This window comes from Ktedonobacteraceae bacterium, from assembly GCA_035653615.1.
Lineage (GTDB): Bacteria > Chloroflexota > Ktedonobacteria > Ktedonobacterales > Ktedonobacteraceae > DASRBN01.
In genome coordinates this window covers 68,338-82,919 of the sequence record DASRBN010000008.1, presented here as the reverse complement: position 1 = coordinate 82,919, position 14,582 = coordinate 68,338, and the positions used below count along the sequence as shown (strand labels likewise).

13 protein-coding genes are annotated in these 14,582 nt (G+C 53.6%); 2 read left to right on the top strand and 11 right to left on the bottom strand.

Translation table 11 applies throughout. From position 1 onward, the window contains the following. Window positions 1-52: 52 nt before the first annotated feature. The 8 genes from VFA09_05290 to VFA09_05255 all read right to left on the bottom strand — a co-directional run bounded on the left by VFA09_05290 (window position 53) and on the right by VFA09_05255 (window position 9,042). Entirely contained in the window at window positions 53-565 is a 513-nt protein-coding gene (locus VFA09_05290) for a hypothetical protein (protein ID HZU66674.1), read from the bottom strand. A 230-nt stretch (window positions 566-795) separates the two neighbouring features. Continuing rightward, window positions 796-1,746, bottom strand: a complete 951-nt coding sequence (locus tag VFA09_05285; GenBank protein ID HZU66673.1) for an oxygenase MpaB family protein — start codon at window positions 1,744-1,746, stop codon at window positions 796-798. Window positions 1,747-1,873: 127 nt separating this feature from the next. Then, window positions 1,874-2,563 carry a response regulator transcription factor gene (locus VFA09_05280; protein HZU66672.1) on the bottom strand — a complete coding sequence of 230 codons (690 nt, stop codon included), beginning with the start codon at window positions 2,561-2,563 and terminating at the stop codon, window positions 1,874-1,876. Continuing rightward, window positions 2,541-4,445: an ATP-binding protein gene (locus VFA09_05275; protein ID HZU66671.1), complete on the bottom strand. Its 1,905-nt coding sequence runs from the start codon at window positions 4,443-4,445 to the stop codon at window positions 2,541-2,543. The genes VFA09_05280 and VFA09_05275 overlap by 23 nt, the downstream gene beginning before the upstream one ends. 108 nt (window positions 4,446-4,553) lie before the next feature. Next, on the bottom strand, window positions 4,554-5,102 hold the full coding sequence (locus VFA09_05270) for an RNA polymerase sigma factor (protein ID HZU66670.1): 549 nt from the start codon (window positions 5,100-5,102) through the stop codon (window positions 4,554-4,556). Window positions 5,103-5,579: 477 nt separating this feature from the next. Then, a complete protein-coding gene (locus VFA09_05265) occupies window positions 5,580-7,229 on the bottom strand; it encodes an ABC transporter permease subunit (GenBank protein ID HZU66669.1) in 1,650 nt (549 codons plus the stop codon). Continuing rightward, a complete protein-coding gene (locus VFA09_05260) occupies window positions 7,219-8,145 on the bottom strand; it encodes an ABC transporter ATP-binding protein (GenBank protein HZU66668.1) in 927 nt (308 codons plus the stop codon). Before VFA09_05260 ends, VFA09_05265 begins: the two co-directional genes overlap by 11 nt. Before the next feature lie 210 nt (window positions 8,146-8,355). Then, window positions 8,356-9,042 (bottom strand): TetR/AcrR family transcriptional regulator, encoded by a 687-nt coding sequence (locus VFA09_05255; protein HZU66667.1) that lies wholly within the window; start codon window positions 9,040-9,042, stop codon window positions 8,356-8,358. A gap of 153 nt (window positions 9,043-9,195) precedes the next feature. On the opposite strand from VFA09_05255, the gene VFA09_05250 reads away from it, so the two are divergent. Then, on the top strand, window positions 9,196-10,032 hold the full coding sequence (locus VFA09_05250; GenBank protein ID HZU66666.1) for an alpha/beta hydrolase: 837 nt from the start codon (window positions 9,196-9,198) through the stop codon (window positions 10,030-10,032). 86 nt (window positions 10,033-10,118) lie between these two features. On the opposite strand, the gene VFA09_05245 is transcribed toward VFA09_05250, so the two are convergent. The 3 genes from VFA09_05245 to VFA09_05235 form a co-directional block, all read right to left on the bottom strand. After that, the gene (locus VFA09_05245; GenBank protein ID HZU66665.1) at window positions 10,119-11,090 is read right to left on the bottom strand and encodes a nitronate monooxygenase; all 972 of its coding nucleotides are present in this window, start codon (window positions 11,088-11,090) and stop codon (window positions 10,119-10,121) included. 183 nt (window positions 11,091-11,273) lie between these two features. Beyond that, window positions 11,274-12,212 carry an NADP-dependent oxidoreductase gene (locus tag VFA09_05240; protein ID HZU66664.1) on the bottom strand — a complete coding sequence of 313 codons (939 nt, stop codon included), beginning with the start codon at window positions 12,210-12,212 and terminating at the stop codon, window positions 11,274-11,276. 120 nt (window positions 12,213-12,332) lie between these two features. Then, window positions 12,333-13,571, bottom strand: a complete 1,239-nt coding sequence (locus VFA09_05235; GenBank protein HZU66663.1) for a cytochrome P450 — start codon at window positions 13,569-13,571, stop codon at window positions 12,333-12,335. A 178-nt stretch (window positions 13,572-13,749) separates the two neighbouring features. On the opposite strand from VFA09_05235, the gene VFA09_05230 reads away from it, so the two are divergent. After that, window positions 13,750-14,568, top strand: coding sequence for a dienelactone hydrolase family protein (locus tag VFA09_05230; GenBank protein HZU66662.1), 819 nt, complete (start codon window positions 13,750-13,752; stop codon window positions 14,566-14,568). The last annotated feature ends 14 nt before the right edge of the window (window positions 14,569-14,582 follow it).

The following is a 14,582-nucleotide window of genomic DNA, read 5'->3' as shown; positions in this document are numbered from 1 at the left end:
AAAGGTAGGACGCGATTCGTCGCGTCCTACTCCGCTCATTCATCGCGATTGCTTACGCCTGGCCGATATCGGCAGGCCCGCTTCCACTCTCACCCTGGCCGGGTGTCTGACCCTGGGATGATCCATAGATCATGTCGGTCAGTTCCTTGTGCGTGCGCTCAAGCATTGCGCGCAGTTGTGACAGGCGCTCCTTGTTCTCGAACGCGCCCCTGCTGGCGATGGCGAAGAGCCTGGCAACCTCCGCGGCCTCGGCGCGCAGCGCCAGGAGTTCCTCCGGGACATTCCAGAACCGTCCGGGTCCAAAACCAGGGCCGAATGGGCCGCGAGGACCTTGCCAGCCCCATCCACCATGCTTCCAGCCGTGGCGGTGTCCAAATGGGCCATGATGATGACCATGCCACCCGCGTGGGCCAAATGGGCCGCGAGGCCCACCAAATTGTGGTCCGGGGCCAAATGGGCCGCGAGGACCGTCCTGTCCTTCGCCAGACATCCAGGGAGGCGTCCAGCCTTGCCAGTTCGCATTCTCAGGAGCAGGTTCGGATTCTCTGTTGAATTCGTCAAACATTGTACTTCAATCTCCTTTCACGTTTTGACGTTTGCGATATATCGCATTCATCATCTGTAACATCGCGATATATCTTTCTATTCCCATTTACGATATATCGTAATGAAAAGTTGCAAAATTGCCTGTCATTCTGAGCGCAGCGAAGAATCCGTGCCCTGGTCGTCCAGACGTCTGAGTTTTTTGACACCTAACCTACTGCTGTGTAGTCATTAGAGAGTTGTATAGGCCCATTATTGAGCGGCAGTAGCGTGGTTGGCCTGTTCCGGCGATTGTAACAATTCTCCCCGCACGCGCTTGCGGGCGAAGTTCACGAGCGGTGATTGGCCGAGCGCGTCGGGGAAGAGACGGCGCAGGAGATGACCCGCACCACGTGCCATCAGAAATCCTATCTTATGCCTGATCGTCCAGCGGAAGCCGTAGGCATGTCGTATGTCTGCTGGAAGCTGTCCAACGGTGATGAGGCGTACAATAGCCCATAGTGGCTTGCGTGCCAGAGGCATTGGTGGGTAGAGGACCTTCTGGGCGATGAAATGCGCAGCCGGCCCGATGGCAATCTCACCGGAGGCGAGTACTTCACCCATGTAGCGCTGCACTTCGGCATAAGTGGCCGGAAGTGTCTCATTGGTCAACCCCAGCAGTCGCGCGTAGCGGCATGATTCCTGCCAGTACTGTTCGCATACCTCTTGCGAGAGCGGACCGACAAATGTTTTATAGGCGGTGAGCATGCTATCGACAAACACGATATGCACCCACAACAGGGCTAGAGGTTCCATGGCGCTATATGGCTCACCGGCGGGATAACGACCGATGCTTTCGGGCAGCGTACCCGTGACAGTATGGTGCAGGCGGTTGATGGAACGGGCCATGGCGTTGACCTCTTTCGTGGTGCCGAAGATCAAGACAGCCATTCCCTGAATGGTACGAAAAACGCGCCCAAACGGGTCTTCCGCAAACGCGCTGTGGTCGAGCGCGCCCTGGGCAACCTTGGGATGGGCCGCCTGCATAAGAAATGCACGAGCGCCCGCGGTAATCAACCATTGTTCTTCATGTAAGCGCCAGGATATCGAGTCTGGCCCCATCAAACCGGGATCTGGTGTCGTGTCGCTGATCGGTAATTCGCCTGGCAGCGGTGCTCCGCTGGCAATGTGGATAATGCGCATTGAATCGAGCGGTGTTCGCATAGGTTTTTGAGTTTCTATCTATAGCTGGCGTTGAAAGCGCCGGGTATGGTTATTTTTCTCTTCTGTACGTAATTATAGGACGCTCTGAGGAGAATAGCCAGGGCAACCTCTTGCGGTGGAAATCAGCTTAATCATCGGCCAAAAAACGATAACCAATCTTTGGTTCATTGCGGATGAAGCGGCGATTAGCGGGATTCTCGACCTTTTTGCGTAAGCGATTGATGTAGGTATGGACACTCTGGAGTTCAGATACCTCATCGTACCCCCAGACCTCGGAAAGCAGGATATCATAGGTTACAATTCTTCCACTATTTCTTGCCAATACTGAAAGTAATTCGTATTCTGTATAGGTCAGATCAATTTCCTGCCCATTGACCTTCACACATCTTCGTTCAAAGTCAATGCTCAGGGGGCCTATGATAAAGTTCTCGCGCCCTGTTCTTGTTTGTAAGCGATTGCTGTGGCGTAATTGCACCTTGATGCGTGCCAGCACTTCAACCATATCAAATGGTTTAGGTATATAATCATCGGCGCCCAGATTAAGCGCCTGTACAATACTTTCAACATCATGCACCACTGAGATAATAATGATGGGCAAGGAGGGGTATTCGTCTCGTATCGCTTTACAAATCTCCAGCCCTCCTATATCAGGCAATCGTAGATCGAGTAATATCAGATCAACGAGTTGCTGATCGAGAATTTCTAATGCCTGTGTCCCTCGACTGGCCGTATAGACTTCGTAGCCACCGCGTTCCAGGCCGCGTTTCAGTTGTAGGAGTGTCGGATTTTTATCGTCAACGACCAGTATTTTTTTCATATGCCCTCGCTCCTACCTGTTTCAGTGGCAGAGTGAACTGAAAAACAGCGCCTCCATCATCGCGATTTTGTACCCAGATCTGGCCGCCATGCGCTGCGACAAATCCCTTGCAAACCGCCAGACCCAGGCCTGTCCCTTGCGTCGTGGGTGCCCTTCCTTCGCTCTCATCTATTTTCTGTCCAACACGATAAAATTTATCAAAAATAAGTTCTTTATCGGTTGGTGGGATGCCTGGACCACGATCTGCCACACTGATCAGCATATGCCCGCGCCTGATCTCTGCGGTGATTTCAATTGGCGATTCGGCGGGCGTATAACGGATAGCGTTTTCGATAAGATTCGCAAATACCTGACCTATGAGTATCGGATCGACCTCTACGGCAGGTAGCTCTTCTGGCAGGCTTAACTTTATAGCGCGGTCCTGCAGCAACGGGCGCATGTGTCTTGACTCTAATGTAGTGAGAATAACCTCATAGATAGGGTAGAGTTCTTTTTTCAGTTTCAGCGCACCCTGTTCGATGCGTGACAGGTCAATCATTCTCGTGACGATACGACCTAACCAATCGGCCTCGTCAATAATGGTTTCGACAGCGCGGCGATGATCCGCATTCTCGTTATCCGGCATTTCCTCCTCAAGTAAGTTGCTCGCGGCTGCCTTAATCGCTACCAGGGGAGTGCGCAAATCGTGCGAAACTGAGGAGATAATGGCTGCCTGAAGTTCTTCAGTGCGTTTAGATAGCTCCTGGCGAAGGCTTTCCTCTTGCATCAATGCTCGTTCAATCAACGCTTCTTTAATTAATGACACGGCATAGTCTTTTAGTTTCGCGAAGAGTTCCGCGTGTATATCCGACGCGCTCTGTTCTGTTTCCAGGGCGCGCTTAATTGTCAGAAGCCGGGGATGAGCATTGTCCTCTACAAGTAGTCGCAGTACCCCAAGTACCTTTTTCCCCGACAGAAGTGGAACCAGGCAGCTATAGCCCTGAGCTATCTGCGAATTTGTCGTGCTGCTTGCGACAACTCTACGCAAGTAACTTCCCTTGGCGCGAGAAATGAGGGGAATATTCGGCAACTTCACCGATTTCCCCTGTTGCATAACCCATACAACACTCCCTTCCTCATCTGTTGTGAGAGCCGTTAAATTATTCGCCTGCGACGGTAATCGCTGCATTGCGAGCCTTCCATTATGATCTGGCACAAGAATGACGCAGCTCCTCACGCCACAGAAAGAGAATGCCTCCTCAATGGCCTGTGAAATAAGGCCAAGTTGATACTTTAAGTCCTTTTCATCTCTTGTAGCCTGCACAACGTTGTAAAAGATGCCTGCTTCATAATCGTGGCGAGTAACTTCTTCCGTCTGTTGGCGCAAACGCTCTTTATAGAGAATGCTCTCTTCATGTTCCTGCCGTCTTATCTCCTGCATCTTGGAATACAAAAATCCCAGTATAATAGCGAATAAGAGGAAAATGAAGAGGGCCAATCCGTCATCAAAGTGGTCGATGGTAAAAGAAAAAATGGGCTGGATCAGGAAGAAGTCAAATGCAAGGCAGGCAGCGAATGCCGCAAAAACGGCGATCCAGAAGCCACGTTGATGTACCAACCAGAGCACAATAAACAAATACACAAAAAGTACCGTGGAGATATAAGTATGAAGACGCAGTGCGTAGATGATAAGCGTTACCAGGATGACCGCCATGATTGCAAGTCCAACATCGATAAGCGCTCGTTTCCAGCGAGAATCTTGCTTACTGCATTTGCCCCTGGCCTGTTCGGGTTTGGCTACTATACTCCCCACAGCGAAGTGGCAGGAACTGGCTGTTTTCCCTGCTTCCCGGCGGGGATTGAAATTAGCTTGTGGCCCTGACTGTTGTTGGGTTTGCTCCATAGCCGTTTCTCCCGTGCTCTCCATTGCTACAGAAAAACTCGCAACAATAATATACTATAAGCGGCTCCACTGTCAATAGAAGAGCTTGTACTGATCTTCTATTTCTTGCTAATTCTGCAAATATTGATAGATGTCACGAAACCGCCTGCGAGCGCTGCTTATATAGGTACTCACGCTCGTTTCACCTATGCCCACGATCCTGGCTATCTCATGGTGCGGAAAGCCATCCACAACCCCTAGCAGCAAGCATTGCCGTAATTTAGGTGAGAGTTCATCTAAGGTCAGATTAATCAGTTCTGCCTCTGCTACCATGTCCTCAAGCCCGGCTACGTTTTCAACAATAGTGTCTCCGTCCAGGCTTTCCCACGATTGGGAAACCATTCTCCTACTTCTCCAATGGTCGTAAGTGAGATGCCTTCCGATGGTATAGAGCCAGGCTTTGAAGCAACATGCACTTTTGAGACTATCTAAGCTGAGCCATGCCTTGATAAATGTCTGCTGTGTGAAATCGGAAGCTTCTTCCCGGTCTCCCAGCAAGGCTGTTAAGTATCCATACACGTCACTTTGATAATACTGAACCAGGAGCGCGAACGATTCGATATCTCCCGCCTGCGCAAGCTGTACAAGGTGGGTAGTATCATCCTGAGATGCTAACATAGGGCATACATCCTTTCTACATGTGACGTAGAACCGGCCTAACTTTGAAAACAGTTGACCAATCAGGAGCGATGTTCAGTTACAGTTGCTTTCATTCGTGCCCTCCCCGGTATTGCGAGTGAGGAATGGGTCCCAGAATAGAGAACGGGTTCTTTGTTACCCAGGGGAATCTTAATAAGAGAATATCAATAAACGCTCATAAATTTGAGGTAAACTCTCAATATTTTCTTACAGGGTGAAGTAGAGGAAAGAGGAAAATTTTTATTCCACTCATAAGGCAATCACACTGCTCATAGAGAATGGCTCAGTTACTGGTGGAATATGTGGTGGTTTGCCGGAGTAGTGCTGAGACCGGGGGCGTGTCATGCTGAGTGAAGCGAAGAAGCCACGTGCCGGCACGTGGCTTCTTCGCTTCACTCAGCATGACACGCCCCCGAGGGCGCTGCTAAAAACCTCCTGAGCTGGAGTAGTGCCCCCTCAGCGCCCAATATCTTTCTGTACAAAGCGCACCGTCGCCAGTGCCAGCGCCACGATAGCAACTGCCAGCACCCCCAGCATATCTCCTAGAGGTAAGCCATGCAGCAGCGGCGTACCATAATAGTAGAGGGCGGACAGGTGCAGCACTGCATCGGGCCAGTTCAAATCCGGGCCGACAAAGCTGATGAAGAACCAGATCACCAGCAAGAAGCTCAAGATGCCGGTATCCACGGCCGCTCGCAGCCAGCCCGAGAACAGGTAGCCGATAGCGGCGACCAGCAGGCCCATCGGAATAATGCTGAGCGTAGCCGCGGCAAGATTGCCTCCATCGAGCTGCAAGCCGCTGGCTACTGCAGCCAGTGCCGAGGCGGCCAGGGTTATCGCGCCGATGATGATCGTCGCGGTGGTCAGCGCTGCAAAGCGTCCCAATAGTACCTGCAAGCGTGGTTGTGGTGTTGATAGCACCAGTTCCAGCCGTCCATCCTCTTCGTCAGCCGCCCAGCGGCTCGCCTGTGTGACCGCGAAGGCCATCAGCAGCAATGGCAGGAAGACGAAAAGAAAACTCAGCAGGGTGGCATTGGTTGCCTGGCTGCTACCTCCAACCTTTGTGACGATTTCCTTCAGAAGCGATGAACCCTGTACAAGTGAGGCCAGATTTGTCTCTACCTGCTTATCGACAATCACCATCCACGCGGCAAAACCCGCGATTCCTACCGTCCACCAGAACGTCGATACGGCTATCATCCCTAAGCTGCGCGTATAGACCGAGCGCAGTGACCAGGCATTGACCGGCAGCGCGCGTTCTAGCTGCACAGGACGCTGCGGCCGTCGCTGGAAGCCGGGTACGGCTACCGTTCCACCTATGTCGCGTCTCGCGAAGAGCCAGATAGCTGCTCCGCTCAATACGATACTCAGGCCCACCATAACCAGCAAAGCGCCGGCATTGGTGCCGTAACTTGGCACCAGGGGCTTGCTTAAATTGTAGTAATAGACTGGCGAGAGATGCGACAACCAGTCAGTACCGGGATAGACGCGATGCACCATATCCAGTACGATAAAGATCACCAGCAACCCGCCTGTCCAGCCCGCTGCTGTGCCACGCTCCACAGTGAACTGGGAGAGCAACAGGGCAATCGATCCGAAGACGCCGCAGATCAGTGCCACATTCAGGCCAAAGATCAGCGCCCCACCAAAGCCAAAGTTCGCGCCAACGCGCTGGCCGCTGGCGAATGTGAGTAATGCGATCAACAGGCCGATACCTAGCAGAGCAGCCCAGACTGCTGCCAGCTTTTCTAGCGCGACCCGCACCCGCCCGCGCGGCAGCGAGAGCAGGGCATCCAGGGAGCCACGTTCCTCCTCGCCCCGCAGGATGCGGCTGCACGCCAGCAACGGCCAGATGGCAATGATCAAGATGGTGAAGCCATATTTCCAGGTGACATAGCCGCCGGGAGTGGCGATAGCGACCGGCTCGGCCAGCCAGCTGAACGAACCGGCCAGGCTGACGAGCGAGGCACGCGCCTGGGGCGTCGCTACCAGCGAAGGGACGGTGGACATGACGGCATAGACCAGCAGACCCATGCCCAGGCCCCAACCCAGGATGGCGATGCGGAAATCGCGCAGGGTTTTGAGAAAAATGCTCTTAAACCACATGGTCGGCCTCCTTCACGGCCACGCCGTCACCCTCATAATAGCGCAGGAAGATATCTTCCAGGCTCGGCTCGTGGCTGCTCAGGGTAAGGACGGGGTATTGCGCTGCTGCCTTGATGACCGCGTCAGCTCCGCCTTGCATCACCAGGCGCAGCGTATGCCCACCAGGAAGCTGCTCCACCTGCATCACACCATCCAGCGTCTCGAACGCCTCGGCAGGAACCGCATTGGCGAATGTGATCCTGATCTCGTAGCGCTTGATGTCCTTGAGTTCGGCCACGCCACCGGTACGCACCAGCCGTCCTTCACGAATGATGCCCACGCGGGTGCAGGTCTGTTCGACCTCGCTCAAGATGTGCGAGGACAGGAAGACGGTGCGCCCGTCGTCGCGTACTTCTTTCACCATGCGGTCGAACTCTTGCTGGTTGAGCGGGTCCAGGCCGTTGGTCGGCTCATCCAGGATCAACAGTTGGGGACGGTGCATAAAGGCCTGGATCAATGCCACCTTGCGCTTATTGCCACTGGAATAGTGGCGGAACTTGCGGCTCGGGTCCAGGTCCAGGCGCTGGATCAGCTGCTTGAGGTAGGCTTGATCGACTCCTCCGCGCAGGTGCCCGAAGTACTCCAGAATCTGCCCGCCAGTCAGGTTGGGATCGAGCGAAGGTTCGCCGGGCGCGTAGCCGACCAGCCGCTTGATCTCGACCGAGCGTTCCCAGACATCCATGCCTGCGATACGCGCTGTGCCAGAATCGGCGCGTAGCAGCGCCATCAGCACGCGAATGGTGGTTGTTTTGCCCGCGCCGTTGGGGCCAAGAAAGCCAAACACTTCGCCAGCTTCCACCTGGAATGAAACATCGATAATGCCGCGCTTGCTGCCGTAGTGCTTGGTCAGTCCCTCTACTTCGATAATCGCTGTCATGTCTCTGCCCTCTTTCTTTTTTTGTTGTGAGGTTACAAAGCTTGTTCATTAAAAAAGAATTTCTTCGATCCGTGTAGAGACTGTTCTTCTGCCTGTCCGGCGCCACAAGGACAGGTACAAGGCACTGTCCCTACACAGGGGTGATTCTCTATTTATTTTTTGCGGTATGAGACTGGTGCAAAACCATTTGCTCGCCTTTCCGCTGCCGGGTCATTCCAGGAGTTCCCGCCAGCGCAAAAAGTCTTCCCGCCAGGCATGTAGCAGGTGGCCGGACTTCATTCCCAGCAGGCGCTCCATCGCATCAGCCGTCGCCTCGCCAAGACGAACCATCTGAGAAAAATCGAAACGTTCGTTTTCCTCCACAAGTAGAATCTCAGCGATGGCGTATCCGAGATCTTCAAGCAAGGCGATGATCATTCTGGCCGCCTGGTCAGGATACGGAGTGTTGAAAACGCCCTCTTCAACTCCCTCTTGAATGATTTGTGTGAGCAAGGGAGCAAGCCATTTGATTCTGGTGCTATAGAGCCGATTGCGAAAGAGGGCGTTCTCGTCCGTATACCAGACGCGCATAAACGAGAATATCAGGTCCTTGTTCGCTCTTTTATAGCGGTCGAGTACATCAAAGAAGCGTACAAGTTTATCCTGGGCCGAGAGTTCGCGATCAGAGACGATGGGAAGCACCAGTTGTTTCGCTTTCTCCCCGATACGTTCAACCAGGGCCATTAAGAGTGCCACCTTGGAGTCAAAGTAGTGATATACCGTTCCCTTGGCAATCTGCAGTTCGTCGATGATATCCTGGATTGAGACCTGCTCATAGCCCTTGCTTGCCATCAGCCGCTCAGCCGTATCAAGGATTTCGTTGCGTCTCACTTCCGGGTCTTTGACGATACGTGTCATGTTTCCTTCTTTTGCTCTGCCACTTTATTGACCGACCGTCGGTCAATAGCTGTAAGAATTATACTCGGAACAAGGTCAACTGTCAAGCCCTGGAAAATATGATAGAGTAATCATCAGAGGAAATATCGAAACAGCATTCTGAAGGAGAGCAATATGACCGGTACTGGCGCAACACAGGCTCAATCCAACATAATCGATTTACCCGCTGGTCGCTTTCATTATCTTAGCTGGGGAGCTGAACGCACCGAACTGCCCGATATGTTGTTGTTGCATGGTATTACGAGTTCCGTCCTCAGCTGGGTGCGTGTTGGGCCGGCGCTGGCGGATCGTTACCGGGTCTACGCAATTGATATGCGCGGGCATGGTGATAGCATCAAACCTTCGCGGGGAGCATACAGCCTGCGTCATACGGCGGACGATGCGCTGGCGTTTATCGAGGCCATGAATCTGAAAAGTCCTGTGGTGATGGGACATTCCTGGGGTGGCGCGACCGCCATGGTGCTGGCGAGCGGCGTATGGTCTCAAAGGGCAGTGCCTGACCTCTCACGGGTAATCCTTGAGGACCCTGCGCATCATTTTAGCAGTGGTAATGCCGGAGAGCGGCTTGCCTTCTACACAAAAGATATTGGCCGTCCATCTGCTGAACTGCGACCCGAAATCACGACCAGCAGCCCTGGCTGGACGGAGGCCGATATCGAAGGCAAGATCGACGCGCTGCAGAAGGTGACCCGCGAGGCGGTGATAGGCGTCTTTGCCGATTCGGGCGAACATGGCGAAATCCTGCCGCTGCTTGCCGAAATCAAAGCGCCAACGCTTTTGATCCGCGCCGATGCCGCTCTTGGTACGACGCTCGATGATGCCGCCTGGGAGCAGGCAAAGCAATATTTACCCGCCCATAGCAAGGCTATCGAGATTCAGGGCGCGACCCACAATGTTCATCGCAGCAAGTTCGATGAATTCATGCAGGCGGTCAACGATTTTCTGGGATAGGGAATCTTCACTTCTGATGATATTGATAGGAGGCGCTTTTTAAGGAGCATACCAGAAGCAGCGCTTCTTAATCGTTTTAAAAAATTTTAGCTCAGTAGCTCATCAGAACGTTCCCGCAGCAAGCGCTCCGCGCCATTGCCCAGGTATTGGATAACGTCTCTGGCTGATTGCTGCCGGGTTACCAGTCCCACAGCTTCGCCCGCGTAGATGTAGGCGAGATCATAGTTTTTGCTTGCAATCGCCTCTTTGAGCTGTTGGCGTGCTTCGCTAGCTTGTGGAAGCACGTCGATTTGATTGTGCCACTGATCAGTAAAGCGATTGCGCAAGGCCCGGCCAGGATACTGCGAGGGCCAGGATAGTCCTTGCGCTACATCGAACGCACGGGTTAGAATAGTATCTGTTTCCAGAGCCTGTTCGATACGTGTCCGAGCCTGTTCAGTGTTCTCGCATTCAGGTGAGGCTAGCAAGGCGGTACCGACCCAGACTCCTTCAGCACCTGCAGCAAGGGCCGCTGCCACGCCCCTGGGAGACGCGATGCCGCCCGCCACGAGCACAGGCAATCGAACTGAATCAAGTACGATTTGCAGCAAGGGCATCGTACTCACCTGCCCTGTGACATGTCCTCCAGCCTCCATCCCCTGGGCGACAATGAGATCGACTCCATCCCGTTCTGCCTGGATGGCTTCAGCTCTTGTATTGATTTGTGTGGCAAGCAAGATTCCTTGCTGATGCAGCCGCTTCACGTAAGGAGCAGGGGAACCGAACGAAATGGAGATGAGAAAAGGTCTGGCCTCTATCGCTGCCTCGAGCAGATCCGGGCGCTTTTCAATGGCCCAGCAATGCATGCCAATGCCAAAACGCATCTCATCGGTTCCGCGAGCGATGGCTGCCTCTTGCATCAGAAATTCGACCGACTCTGTGCTGCCAATGCCGATCATGCCGAGTCCTCCGGCTTCTGAGACCGCCCTTGCCAGCCGTCCTCGTCCTACATACGCCATAGGTGCGCCGATAATAGGATAGCGCAGGTGCCAGGATGTAGTGAGATAGGTGTGAAGCATGTTAGCTCTCTTTCTTCCTGCTAAAAGATCATGACAGGCTAAGTTGCTTATTCGTTCAGCATCAATTATTAACTACTGGGAGTATAGCATGCTGTTTCTTAATAAGCAGAGAGCCAATATACAAAAACATGGCTTCGCGCAATCAGCAAATGCGCGAAGCCAATCACACGAGGTTACAGGCAATCATCCCGCCATGTGCAGGATGATTCTTCCCCGACCATGACCGCGCTGGCTGAGTTCCTGGGCTTTTCCGGCTTCGCCAAGCGAGAACACAGGCCCGACAACAGGCTTTATCTTGCCTTCATCGATAAGCTGAGCGAACGTATTTAGCAGTTCAGTGTTGACCTGCGCCGAAAATCTCGCGGCATGCACACCAAGTTCGCGCAATCGGGCCTCATCGGGTTGCCCGGCGATACTGACCAGCGTGCCGCCTCGTTTGAGCGTCGGATACGTACTGGCCAACGCATCACCGCCGACTGTATCAAAAACGAGGTCTACATCATGGACTGCATCTCCAACCCGCGTTTTTGTATAATCGACGACCGTTTCTGCTCCCAGGGAACGCACGAAGTCTGCATTGCCGGTGGAGGCTGTAGCGATCACGTGCGCACCTTTCCAGCGGGCGAACTGCACCGCGAAGAGGCCGACACCGCCAGCTCCTCCCAGGATCAACACACGCTGCCCTGGCTGCAAATGACCGTGATCGAAGATGCCCTGCCAGGCAGTCGTCGCGCCAACTGGAACGGTAGCCGCCTCGTCAAAATTCAGCGTTTTTGGCTTCAGCGCCAGCCTATTGGCAGGAGCAATGGCGTACTCCGCGTATGATCCATTGGAGCTTCGACCGAAAACCTCCTGGCCGGGCTGGAATGTACTCACGCCGGGACCAACTTTTTCTACGACTCCTGCCAGGTCTGCCCCTGGAATATATGGGAAGGTAGTTGGCGAAAAGGCTTTGAAATAGCCGCTGCGAACTTTCCAATCGGCGGGATTTACGCCTGCCGCGTAGACGCGCACAAGCACTTCACCCTCCCCTGGCTCAGGTACTGGAATCTCTTCCAGCTTGAGCTGGTCCGCGTCACCGTAATCATGGACCTGTATCGCGTGCATGGTTCTTGTTGACATAAAAGTGATACTCCTTCTTTTGGAATTTCAGTGGGCACTGCGGCCCTACTGCTTGCAACACTTACAAATTGTAAGTTATTCCAAATGAAGGAATACCGGCACTCAATGCCAATCCGCCGGTCAGACCGAAAATTCGACCGGCAGGGATATCAGCCCGCGCAGCGAATAGTTCGGGCGAAATTCGGGCTTATCGACCGTCATTTTGAGGCCCGGTAAGCGTCTGAGAATGGTATCGAACGCGACCTGGCTCTCCATGCGTGCCAGCGCCGCGCCGATGCAGAAGTGAATGCCGTAGCCGAAGCCCAGCGAGCGCACCGCCGGGCGATTAATATCCAGCTTTTCAGGGTCCTGGAACTTTTCGGGGTCGCGATTGGCCGCTCCAACGCACAGATAGATGCTGCTATTTGGCGGGATGGTGACGCCGCTGATAGTGACCTCTTCCACTGTGCGGCGGGCGAGTGTATGCACCGGACTGACGTAGCGCAGGAGTTCTTCCACGGCAGCCGGGACTTTGGAGGGATCGGCTCGCAATTGCTCCATCTGCTCAGGATTTTCCAGCAGGTAGTACAGCCCGGTGGCGATCAGATTGGCGGTGGTTTCGTGGCCCGCGAAGAGCAGGAAATTGGTGGCAATGATGATCTCATCCTCGCTCAGCATATCGCCGTGTTCTTCGGCCTGCACCATTTTCGTCAGCAAATCACCGGTTGGATGCTTGCGTCGTTCCTCAATCAGGCTTCCTAGATAGATTTTAAGTTCATCGAAGACCTTCGCCAGTCTCGGCCAGACCTGTGGCCCGGTGAAGAGGATGGTAGCGACAAATTCGTTGATCGCCTCGGCGCTGGCGCGAATATACGGACGCCCACTACGGGGAATGCCCAGCAAATCAAGAATCACGTTGGAGGGCAGTGGATAAGCGAGGTCGGCTACAACATCCATCTTGCCTTCCGCGAGCTTCTGATCGATCAGCTCATCCACCAGCCTTTGCACAGTGGGTCGGAACGATTCGATCATGCGCGGGGTGAAGGTTTTCATCATCAGGGTGCGCTGGCGTGTATGGCCCGGTGGGTCCATGCCCTGCAGGTTATAGGCCAGGAAAGGAACGATCCGTTGCAGGTACTCGAGAGATTCGGTCACGCCCATTTCCGTCATGAATTCGACCGTATCCGACCAGATATCGGAGGAGAATCTGCGATGGTCGGAGAATACCATGTGAACATCATCGTAGCGGGTGAGCATGTAGCAGTTGAAGATCTGGTTCCAGTGTACCGGGTCATTTTCTCTAAGATACGTATAGACAGGGTAGGGGTCCTGGATGTTGACGAAGAAGTTGTCCAGGTCAAGGGTTGTTTCTGCTGTCATGCTGTTTCCTCCCATGTGGTGATGCGACTTACTCTTGATGATTATTATACTTTAAACGAGAGCGGGCGTGCCTGGGATTACTTTGAAGGATGACCTCTTTGCATCCCCGCCCCTCTTTCGCTACAATGAGCATATCAGGTAGCAATCCCTCAATATTTTAGAAAGGAACATAAAAACTATGGCTAATGAAACCGGTACCATGCTTACTTACGATGGAGAGGCCGGTCCCCTTCAAGCTTATCTGGTAAAACCGGCGACGGAGGAACCTCGTCCCGCAGTGATTGTCATTCACGAGATTGTGGGACTGACCGACCATATCAAAAATGTTGCCGATCGGTTTGCGGGCGAAGGATATGTCGCATTTGCCCCAAATCTGTTCTCGCGACCCGGCCTTGGCGAGGTGCTGACACCGGCAAATGTTGGCGTGACAATGCAGTTTATGTCTACTGTTTCATGGGAAAGAGCAAGGGATTCGGCCTATGTGCAGCAGGCCATGTCCCAACTGCCGCAGGAAAAAAGGGACATCGTGCAGCGCGTGTTTCCCGTGATGTTCGGTGGCATACCGAAGGATAAGCTGACCCAGGACCTCGTTAATGCGATAGCGTATTTGAAAGAGCAACCTTTTGTCCAGAAGGACAGGATTGGCAGCATTGGCTTCTGCTTCGGTGGAGGCATGTCCATCAATCTGGCCTGCCACGCGAAACTGGCGGCCAGCGTGCTATTTTACGGCGAGAATCCGAACCCCATAGAGCTGGTCGAACGTATTTCCTGTCCCGTTCTCTGTAATTACGGTGCGGAGGATATGCGGATCAATGCGCATCTCGATACACTGGTCAAAGCCATGGTTACATACAAAAAAGACTTCGAGATGCGCATCTATCCCCATGCCGGACATGCCTTCTTTAACGATACGACGCCCATGTACAATGAGACCGCCGCGAAGGATGCCTGGCAGCGGGTGCTGAGCTTTTATGAGAGAACCTTGCGAGCGTCCTGACGGAATGTCACTTC